This is a genomic window from Pauljensenia sp. 20925_1_34 (assembly GCF_041432775.1).
Classification (GTDB): Bacteria; Actinomycetota; Actinomycetes; order Actinomycetales; family Actinomycetaceae; genus Pauljensenia.
The window spans coordinates 76761-82956 of sequence record NZ_JAPWAG010000010.1 but is presented as its reverse complement, the minus strand read 5'-3'; the positions used below and the strand labels follow the sequence as shown (position 1 = coordinate 82956).

Here is a 6196-nt window from a genome sequence, read left to right as displayed (position 1 = left end):
AGGGTACCGGAGGGCCTGGCTGCGGTGCCCGTGGGCGGTGGCGGGGCCTGGCCGGGCTTCGAGGCGACGCGCCGAGCGAAGCTCGCGGCGCGGACGGCTCGCGGGCGGGCCGCCGCCCACGGGCACAACCAGCAGCCCGGCCTGACAGCACACCACGCGGCTCCACAAGAAACACAGCACAGGGGCGCGGGCCCGCAGGCCCGCGCCCCCTAGACGCACCGGCTCAGCCGCACCAGCCCGGCCAGCCAAGTCAGACAGGCTCAGCCACAGCTACTCACAGATGGCACCTCAGAAGTGCTTGCGTCCCGTCTCGCTCAGCTCACGCAGCTCGTCGATCGAGGCGATCCAGCCGCAGCCCTCGCCTTCGGCGGCGAGCAGGTCCACGCCGCTGATCGCGAGCATGTCGCCGCCCGTCGTGCCGATACGCACGGCGTCCACACCCTCGGCCTCGGCGGCCGCGAACACGGCCTTGACGGCCGCCTCGGGCACCGCGACGAAGGCGCGGGCCTGGGACTCGGACAGGAGCATCTCGTGGTCGCCGACGCAGTCGCGGCGCGCGGCGCTGGCGACGTCGAAGGTCCCGCCGATGCCGAAGCGCAACGCGGAGTCCACGAGGGACTGCACGAGGCCGCCGTTGGACAGGTCGTGTGCGGCGCGCACGAGGGGCCGGCCGTCGGGGCCGTCGGCGGCGCTCAGCGCGCGCACGACGTTACCGAGGGCGACCTCGGCCTTCAGGTCGACCTCGGGCGGCAGGCCACCGAGGTGCGAGCGGGCGATGCGCGCCCACGCGGACCCGTCGAACTCCTCGCGGGTGGTGCCCAGGAGGATGACGGCGAGGCCCTCTTCGGTGAAGCCGGAGGGGTTGGCGCGCGTGACGTCGGGGAGGATGCCGAGCATGCCGATGACGGGCGTCGGGTTGATCGACGAGTTCGGCAGGCCCTTCTCGGTGCCGGACGAGTTGTACAGCGACACGTTGCCGCCGGTCACGGGGATCTCGAGCTCGATGCAGCCGTCCGCGAGCGCGGTCATGGCGGTCACCAGCTGCCACATGGCGTCCGTGTCTTCGGGGTTGCCGAAGTTCAGGCAGTCCGTGATGGCGACGGGTTCGGCGCCGACGACGGCGACGTTGCGGTAGGACTCGGCGAGGGCCTGGCGGGCTCCCGCTGCAGGGTCGAGCTTGGTGTACCAGCCGTTCGCGTCCGTGGAGAGCGCGACACCCAGGCCGGTGGCCTCGTCGATGCGGATGACGCCCGCGTCGTCGGGCTGGGCGAGGGCGGTGTTGCCCTGCACGTAGCGGTCGTACTGGTCGGTGACCCACGCCTTGGAGGCCTGGTTGACGTCGGAGAGCACGGCGCGCACGTCGGCGATGAGTTCCTCGCGCGTTGCGGGACGGGCAAGCGACTCGGAGGTGGCGGCCTGCAGTTCGTCCTGCCACGCGGGGCGCGCGTAGGGGCGGTCGTAGACGGGGCCCTCGTGGGCGACGGTCTTCGGGTCGACGTCGACGATGCGGTGTCCGTGGTGGTCGATCGTGAGGCGTCCGTCGCCGGTCAGGTGACCGATGACAGCGGCCTCGACGTCCCACTTGTCGATGATCTCGAAGAAACGCTCGCGATCCTGCGGGGTCACGATCGCCATCATGCGTTCCTGGGACTCGCTCATGAGGATCTCGCCCGCGGTGAGCGTGGGGTCGCGCAGGAGCACGTTCTCGAGGTCCACGTGCATGCCGGAGTCGCCGTTGGAGGCCAGCTCGGAGGTCGCGCACGAGATGCCCGCTGCGCCGAGGTCCTGGATGCCCTGGACGACGTCGGCCTCGAACAGGTCGAGGCAGCACTCGATGAGGACCTTCTCCATGAAGGGGTCGCCCACCTGGACGGAGGGGCGCTTGGCGGGCATGCCGTCTTCGAAGGTCTCGGAGGCGAGGATGGAAGCGCCGCCGATGCCGTCGCCGCCGGTGCGGGCGCCGAAGAGGACGACGAGGTTGCCTTCGCCGGTCGCGTTGGCCAGGTGGATGTCGTCGTGGCGCAGCTTGCCGATGCACAGCGCGTTGACGAGGGGGTTGCCCTGGTAGGACGGGTCGAACTCGGTTTCGCCGCCGATGTTGGGCAGGCCCAGGCAGTTGCCGTAGCCGCCGACGCCCGAGACGACGCCGTGGACGACGCGCGCCGTGTCGGGGTGGTCGACGGCACCGAAGCGCAGCTGATCCATGACGGCGATCGGACGCGCACCCATGGAGATGATGTCGCGGACGATGCCGCCCACGCCGGTGGCCGCGCCCTGGTAGGGCTCGACGAAGGACGGGTGGTTGTGAGACTCCACCTTGAAGGTGACGGCCCAGCCGCCGCCGATGTCGACGACGCCGGCGTTCTGGCCCATGCCGACAAGGAGGTTCTTCCTCATGGCGTCGGTCGTGCGCGCGCCGAACTGCTCGGCGAGGTGCTTCTTGGAGGACTTGTAGGAGCAGTGCTCGGACCACATGACGGAGTACATGGCGAGCTCGGCGTTCGTGGGTCGGCGCCCGAGGATGTCACAGATGCGCTGGTATTCGTCCTCTTTGAGGCCGAGTTCCTTCCAGGGCATGTCCTGGCCGGGGGTCGCGGCGGCGTTCTCGACGGTGTCGGGCAGCTCGCGGGTATTTTCGGAGGTCATTCGTGTTTCCATTCGAAAGATCATGGACGAGGCCGGGGCTCCCTCACGGGTGAGGGCGCGGTGGCGTCGTCAGCCGACGAGGGATGCGAGGACGGAGTGGAAGATGCCCAGGCCGTCGGTGCCGCCGTGGTGGCTGGCGCCGTCGGGTCCGAGGGAGAGCGGGCCGAAGCCGACCTCGGTCGCGTGCTCGGGGTGGGGCATGAGGCCGACGACGTTGCCCGATGCGTTGGTGACGCCCGCGATGTCGTTGGCGCTTCCGTTGGGGTTGAAGTCGACGTAGCGGAACACGACGCGGCCTTCGCCCTCGAGCCGTTCGAGCTCGGCGGGGGACGCCTGGAAGTTGCCTTCGCCGTTCTTGAGGGGAACCGTGATGGTGTCGCCGGTGCTGTAGGCGCGCGTCCACGCGGTGTCCGCGTTCTCGATGCGCAGCACCTGGTCGCGGCACAGGAACTTCTGGTGGTCGTTGCGGATGAGCGCGCCGGGCAGCAGGTGCGACTCGCACAGGACCTGGAAGCCGTTGCAGATGCCCAGGACGGGCAGGCCTCGTTCGGCTTCGCGCACGATTTCGCTCATGACGGGAGCGGTCGCCGCGATCGCGCCGCAGCGCAGGTAGTCGCCGTAGGAGAAGCCGCCGGGGATGACGACCGCGTCGACGCCGTGCAGGTCGGCGTCCTTGTGCCACAGGGACACGGCCTCGGCTCCGGCGATCTCAACCGCGCGGGCGGCGTCGCGGTCGTCGAGGGTACCGGGGAAGGTGACGACTCCGACGCGGGTCACTGCACGCCTCCCGCGTAACGAGCGTCGGCCTCGTCGATGGCCTCGACGCGCACGACGTCCTCAATGATCGGGTTGGACAGGACCTCTTCGGCGGCCTTGCGGGCCTGGTCCAGGAGCTCGTCGGTAACGGGACCGTCCACGCTCAGGTGGAAGCACTTACCCTGGCGCACGGCCTCGAAGCTCGTGATTCCAAGCCTGGGCAGCGCCGAACCGACAGCCTTACCCTGGGGATCCAGGATCTCCGGCTTCGGCATCACTTCCACGATGATTCGCCCCACGGCGTTCCTCCTTGTGTTGTTGGTGAGGATCCCGCCGCGCATCTTGCCCGGCGGGCAAGTCTGTTTACAGGATGGGGTCCGACCCGGTGAGTCGGCGGTAGGCCTCGACGTAGCGCGCGGCGGTCGCGGCGGCCACGGAGTCGGGCAGAGCGGGCGGGTTCTCGCCCGAGGTGCGGTCCCACCCGGATTCGTCCGAGGTGAGCCAGTCGCGCACGTACTGCTTGTCGAAGCTCGGCGTCACCTGGCCCTCAACCCACTTGTCGGCCGGCCAGAATCGCGAAGAGTCCGGCGTGAGGATCTCGTCCGCAAGCACAATCGCGCCGGTCGCCACGTCGATACCGAACTCGAACTTGGTGTCCGCGATGATGATGCCCCGCTCGGCGGCGATGTCGCGCGCCCGGCGGTACAGGGCGAGCGAGAGGTCACGGATCGCGGTCGCGTACTCCTCGCCGATGCGTTCGACGGTCTGCTCGAAGGTGATGTTCTCGTCGTGCTCGCCCAGCTCGGCCTTCGCGGCCGGGGTGAAAATCGGCTCCTCCAGGCGCGAGGCCTCGGTCAGGCCTTCGGGGAGCTTGATGCCGCACACGGTGCCGGACTCGCGGTACTCAGCCAAGCCCGAGCCGGTCAGGTAGCCGCGCACGACGCACTCAATCGGGATCATGTACAGGCTGCGGCACACGACCGCGCGCGCGTCGACCTCGGCGGGAACCGTGAAGCGCGTGGCCGGAGCACCCTCCAGGGCGCTCGAGGCCTCGGCCGGCACCTTCGTGCCCACGGCCAGCAGGTGGTTTTCCACGAGGGGACGCAGCTTGCCCATCCACCAGATCGCCAGCTGGTTGAGGACCGCGCCCTTGCCGCGGATCTCGGTCGGCAGCACGTAGTCGTAGGCGCTGATGCGATCCGACGTCACCATGAGGAGCGCCTCCGGGCCCACCTTCGCGTGGCGGGGGCGGCCCTCGGCGGGCGTCGTTTCCTGCGCGGGGCCAACCACGGCCTCGTCGGGAGCGTAGATGTCGCGAACCTTCCCCGAGCTCAGGGGGGTCCAACCGTGCAGGGAGGCGGGCATGATGCTCCTCAGTGTCGTGGGATCAGTCGAGGGTGACGACCAAGTCGGCGGGCCACGTCGCGATGTCGCTGCGATGGTGCTCGCCGTCAAAGTGGATGAGGTCGACGCCCCGGTAGGCGAGTGCCCGGGCCTCGTCGAGGGTGGCCGCGCGGGCGACAACGTCGAGGACTCGGCCGCCGGAGTTCACCAGCGCGTAGGTGGGTTCGAAGCCGCAGCAGCCGGCCGCGACGTCGGCGGGGTCGTCGGTGATTTCCTGGGAGGTGCCGGCGTGGATGACGTGGACTCCATCGAGCTGCTCAGCCGCCTCAATGCCGGTGATCTCGTGCCCGGTGTCCGTGGGGCCCGGGTAGCCGCCCGACGCCATGACGACAGTGACGGCAGCGTCCTCGCTCCACACGGGGGCGGGGATCTTGGCCAGGGTGCCGGTGGCGGCCGCATACAGGATGGGGGCCAGCGGGGAGTCGAGGCGCTCGAGGACCGCCTGAGTCTCCGGGTCACCAAAACGCACGTTGAACTCGACGACGCGGATGCCCTTCGAGGTCATCGCGAGGCCGCAGTACAGGAGGCCACGGAAGGGGGTACCGCGTCGGGCCATTTCGGCGACGACGGGCTGGGCGACCTCGGTGACGATGCGCTGCGTGGCTTCCTCGGGCAGCCATGGCAGGGGGCTGTAGGCACCCATGCCGCCCGTGTTGGGGCCCTCGTTGCCGTCGCCCACGCGCTTGAAGTCCTGGGCGGGCTGGAGGGGCACGACGGTGGTGCCGTCGGCGAAGCAGAAGAGGGAGACCTCGGGTCCATCGAGGTAGTCCTCGATGACGACCGCTCCCCCGTCGCGGGCCAGGCAGGCACGCGCGTGTTTCGAGGCCTGGGCGCGGTCGGAGGTCACGACGACTCCCTTGCCGGCGGCCAGGGCGTCGTCCTTGACGACGTAGGGCGCACCCAGATCGTCGAATGCGGCCTCGACCTGGTCCATGGTGGTGCAGGTGAAGGCGCGGGCGGTAGCCACGCCGGCGTCGGCCATGACCTGCTTCGCGAAAGACTTGGAGGCCTCGAGTCGCGCTGCGTCCTTCGTCGGGCCGAACACGGGGATCCCGTAGTCCAGCACGGCATCGGCGACGCCCGCGACGAGCGGGGCCTCCGGGCCGACGACCACGAGGTCGACCTTCTCGGATGTCGCGCGTCGCACGACATCCTTCGGATCCATCGGATCCATGGTGAGGGAGCGGCCCAGCTGCTCCAGCGCCGGGTTACCGGCCTGGACGACAAGCTTCACGGGCTGCTCGGGGGTAGACGTTCGCACAAGCGCTCGGGCGATCGCGTGTTCGCGACCCCCGTTACCAACGAGAAGGACCTTCACGATTCCAGCCTATCGGTCTTTGACGGCCTGGCAGGCCGACATGGGATTTTATGGGTGCACGTCACAGCGGTA

6 protein-coding genes are annotated in these 6196 nt (G+C 69.6%); 1 reads left to right on the top strand and 5 read right to left on the bottom strand.

Going from position 1 to position 6196, the window contains the following annotated elements; genetic code table 11:
• A partial coding sequence (locus O3669_RS05755; protein ID WP_371523977.1) for a hypothetical protein occupies nt 1-213 on the top strand: 213 nt, incomplete at its 5' end.
• 75 nt (nt 214-288) lie between these two features.
• On the opposite strand, the gene purL is transcribed toward O3669_RS05755, so the two are convergent.
• From purL to purD, 5 genes are all read right to left on the bottom strand, one after another.
• Nucleotides 289-2646, bottom strand: coding sequence for a phosphoribosylformylglycinamidine synthase subunit PurL (purL, locus tag O3669_RS05750; protein WP_371523976.1), 2358 nt, complete (start codon nt 2644-2646; stop codon nt 289-291).
• Nucleotides 2647-2715: 69 nt separating this feature from the next.
• Complete coding sequence (gene purQ, locus O3669_RS05745; protein WP_371523975.1) at nt 2716-3423, bottom strand: phosphoribosylformylglycinamidine synthase subunit PurQ; 708 nt, start codon at nt 3421-3423, stop codon at nt 2716-2718.
• On the bottom strand, nt 3420-3701 hold the full coding sequence (locus O3669_RS05740) for a phosphoribosylformylglycinamidine synthase subunit PurS (RefSeq protein ID WP_009054370.1): 282 nt from the start codon (nt 3699-3701) through the stop codon (nt 3420-3422). Before O3669_RS05740 ends, purQ begins: the two co-directional genes overlap by 4 nt.
• A gap of 64 nt (nt 3702-3765) precedes the next feature.
• Complete coding sequence (locus O3669_RS05735; protein WP_314769142.1) at nt 3766-4767, bottom strand: phosphoribosylaminoimidazolesuccinocarboxamide synthase; 1002 nt, start codon at nt 4765-4767, stop codon at nt 3766-3768.
• Between the two features lie 22 nt (nt 4768-4789).
• Nucleotides 4790-6124, bottom strand: a complete 1335-nt coding sequence (gene purD / locus O3669_RS05730) for a phosphoribosylamine--glycine ligase (RefSeq protein ID WP_295920448.1) — start codon at nt 6122-6124, stop codon at nt 4790-4792.
• Between the last annotated feature and the right edge of the window lie 72 nt (nt 6125-6196).